Source organism: Immundisolibacter sp. (genome assembly GCF_028696615.1).
Taxonomy (GTDB): domain Bacteria; phylum Pseudomonadota; class Gammaproteobacteria; order Immundisolibacterales; family Immundisolibacteraceae; genus Immundisolibacter.
Map to the genome: position 1 here is coordinate 1 of NZ_JAQVGQ010000266.1, position 3,303 is coordinate 3,303.

Here is a 3,303-nt window from a genome sequence, read left to right on the forward strand (position 1 = left end):
TCTCGTACCTGTCGTTCTTCGGCCACAAGTACGCCAAGAAGGTGATGGGGCCGTTCTGGGAGCGCGCCGACGCGCTCGGCAAGGACCGCAACCCCTACCGCGCCGGCTACGCGCAGTTCATCTGCGTATCCGAGACCGACGCGCAGGCGCAGCTCGACTATGAGGAGCACGTCAAGTATTTCTTTGCCAAATGCATGCACATCGACCCGCGCTTTTTCGAGGCGCCGGGCTACCGCACCGTGGCCTCGCTGCGCGCGGGTCTGCGCTCGCAGCTGGACGGCACGGCCAAGGTCGGCAAGGCCATCCTCGACGAAGGCTTCGGCTGGAAGGAACTGGTCGAGAGCGGCTACATCATCGCCGGGTCGCCGCAGACCGTGCGCGAGCAGATCATCGAGGCCGCGCGCGAGCTGCACGTCGGCAACCTCATCTGGCTGTTCCACTGCGGCTCCATGCCGCAGCACCTGACGCTGAAGAACCTGCACCTGTTCGCCGAGGGCGTGCTGCCGCATATCCGAAACCTGTGGCCGCAGTGGGATCATCGGCCGTTCTGGCCGCGCGGATTCGGCGAGCCGACGCCGGACACCCATCGCAGCGCGGCTTGAGGGAGCACGAAATGGCCGAGCCGACAATCCACACTTATCAGGTCAATGCGCGCCTGGCGATCGACACGCTGGAGGCCGGCAGCGGCGAGCCGCTGCTGTTCCTGCACGGCGCCGGCGGCCTGGCCTGGGACCCGTACCTCGACGCGCTGGCCGAGCGCCGGCGGGTGATCGCGCCTTTCCTGCCCGGCACATCCAAGTCCAACGACATCGCCCAGGTGCGCGACCTGTGGGATCTCACGCTGTGCTACTACGACCTGCTGGACGCGCTGCGCATCGACCGCGCCGACGTCATCGGGCACTCCATGGGCGGCATGATCGCCTGCGAGATGGCGGCCAACGATCAAAGCCGCGTGGGGCGTCTCATCGCCATCGCGCCGGCCGGGCTGTTCGACATCGACGACCCGATGCCGGACATCTTCGCCATGCGTTCGGCGGAGCTGGCGCAGCGTGTGCTGGTCGACCCGAACTCGCCCATCGCCGCGCTGCTCGGCGCCATGCCGGAGGACGTGGACGAGCAGGTGGAGGTGCTGATCCAGCGCCTCAGTACGTTGAATGCCGCCGCCAAGTTCCTGTGGCCGATTCCGGACAAGGGCCTTATCCGCCGCCTGCCGCGCATCAAGGCGCCGACGCTGATCGTCTGGGGTCGCCAGGATGGTTTGATTCCGGTGAGTTACGGCAGCACGTTTCGCGACCGCATTCCCGGCGCGCGGCTCGAAGTGCTGGAGCAGGCCTCGCACCTGGTGCAGCTCGAGCGCCTGCCGCAAGTGCTCGAGCTGACCTGGCAGGCGCTGGCCGGGCCTGCGAGTACAGCGACTTGAAGCAAGCGCTTACGTCTCGACGTCCGCGGCAGGATGCCCCGGCCTGAATGGGAGGCGCATGCCCTCGATTCAGTGAGAGCTGCGCGGATTTGCACCGTGCAGCGGGGAGCTGAAAAAAACAAGGGATGGGATTTTTCAGCATTTTCGTTGACGAGGAGAACGTAATGGTGAAAAAGACGACCGCCACGCGCCTGTTGCTCGCCGGGTTGGCGGTGACGGCCAGTACGGCGGCCCTGGCTTTGGCACCGCCGGACAAGGCAGCCGAAATCGGGCTGGTCGGCACGCCACTTACCCCGCTCGGCGCGATTCGCGCCGGCAATGCGGATGGCTCCATACCGGCCTGGGAGGGTGGTATCGCCACGCCGCCCGCGGGCTACCAGCGCGGTGGTTGGTATGTGGATCCATATCCAAACGACAAGCCGCTGTTCACCATCACGGCCAAGAACTACCAACAATACGCCGACCGCCTGATGCCGGGTACGATCGCGCTGCTGAAAAAATATCCCGACACATATTATCTGAACGTTTATCCGACCCGTCGCAGCGCGGCATTACCGCAATGGCATTACGAGAATTCGGTCTGGAACGCCAGTCACACCCGTTTTTGTGATCCGCCGCTGGGGCCGGATCGTGAATTTCGCTGTCTCGATACCAGCACGTATCGACCCGGTGTGGCTTTCCCCATCCCCAACAACGGCGCCGAAGTGGCTTACAACCACAGCATGTACTATTTCGGCAAGCATTACGTGTGGCGTGGCTATGCGTTCAATGCCTTTCCGGACGGCAGCTATGCCGAAACGGTGGCGATCGAGCGCTCGTTGTCACCGCAATACATGACGCCGGAAGAAAAACCCAAAGACCCGGTGTTCACCCGCAACGGTGGTGCCATGTGGTGCCGGTCGTCGGAAATGATCGAGCCGCCGCGTGTCGCCGGTTCCATGTATAGCGGATGTAATTATTTCACGTCCCAGGATTTCGACGCCTATTTGTATGTGCCGGGTCAGCGGCGGGTGCGTAAGGCGCCGGAAATCGGCTTTTACGATAGCCCGAGCACGGGTTCGGACGGCTTGCGCACGGCCGATTCGACTACCATGTACGGCATGACCGGCGATGAGGAGTGGTACGAGTATTCCGAGCCGGTGCGCAAGGAATATTTCATTCCCTACAACAGCTACAAGCTGGCGTCACCCGAGACCGGCGACTTCAAAAAGCTGGTTATGCGCGGCCATCTCAACCCGGAGCCGATTCGGTGGGAGTTGCACCGGGTATGGGCCATCGAGCTGAAGCTGAAGCCGAAATTTCGTCACCTGTCGCCGCATCGTTTCGTCTATTACGACGAAGACAGCTGGGCCGGCGCCGGTGCCGAGATGTACGATCAAAGCGACAATCTATGGCGGGTGTCGGAAGGCTATTTGCTGCAGTTTTACGACGTGCCGATGCTGAGTTTCTGGGGCGACAACCACATGGACGTGATCAACGGCCGGCAGTCGTCGGCGAATGCCTTCTTCAACGTGGGCGCCACCCGAGGCGGCAGTCCGCCGGATTTCGTGAACCCGCCGGACACGGCGATCTTCACACCGGCGGGTTTGCGCAAGTACGGCATCCGCTGATTGCTGTGATTGCGAAGGGGACGCTGATGTATTCAGCGTTTTCCGTCCGGGGCAGGAAGCCCCGGCCCGAATCGAGGGCGTAAGCCATTGAGTCAGGGAGTGTCGCGCGGGCGTGTACCGCGCGACGGCGAGCTGAAAAAGTCCAGGGAGGGAATTTTTCGGCATTTCCCTAAGGCAGCGCTGATTTATTCAGTGCTGCCGTCCGGGGCAGGAAGCCCCGGCGTGAATCAAGGGCAAAAGCCCTTGATTCACGGAGCGCAGCACGGGCATGTA

At 62.9% G+C, this 3,303-nt stretch carries 2 protein-coding genes and 1 pseudogene; all 3 read left to right on the forward strand.

What is annotated here, in order from left to right; translation table 11 throughout:
- Positions 1 to 602 (forward strand): annotated as a pseudogene (locus PHC73_RS12945) (flavin-dependent oxidoreductase); the annotation flags it as partial.
- Positions 603 to 613: 11 nt separating this feature from the next.
- A complete protein-coding gene (locus tag PHC73_RS12950; RefSeq protein WP_300129042.1) occupies positions 614 to 1,420 on the forward strand; it encodes an alpha/beta fold hydrolase in 807 nt (268 codons plus the stop codon).
- A gap of 167 nt (positions 1,421 to 1,587) precedes the next feature.
- A complete protein-coding gene (locus PHC73_RS12955) occupies positions 1,588 to 3,030 on the forward strand; it encodes a DUF1329 domain-containing protein (protein ID WP_300129044.1) in 1,443 nt (480 codons plus the stop codon).
- The last annotated feature ends 273 nt before the right edge of the window (positions 3,031 to 3,303 follow it).